The 229-nt window shown below is 71.6% G+C and carries 1 pseudogene; it reads right to left on the reverse strand.

The window, feature by feature from the left end:
- Positions 1–229, reverse strand: a pseudogene (locus NVV99_RS27055) (protein tyrosine phosphatase); the annotation flags it as partial.

A 229-nucleotide genomic window follows, 5' to 3' on the forward strand; every position in this document is an offset into this window, starting at 1 on the left:
CGCGCAGCCCGCACGTCACCCGCAGCCGGCGCGGTGCGAGCTGGATGACCTTGGCGCGGTGCCGCTCGCTCCTCGTGATGATCATGTCGGAGTCCTCCGCGATCGGCGGGGTGATCCGACGCGCCGCGAATCCGTCCGGATCGCCTCCGAGCTGCTGCAACACGAGTGCCGCGGTGGGTTCCATGCCGTACCCGACCATCGCCCGGGTGCCGGCGCTGTGCGCCGAAAG

Origin of the sequence: Rhodococcus sp. PAE-6, from assembly GCF_025290685.1 — a bacterium.
Classification (GTDB): domain Bacteria; phylum Actinomycetota; class Actinomycetes; order Mycobacteriales; family Mycobacteriaceae; genus Rhodococcus; species Rhodococcus pyridinivorans.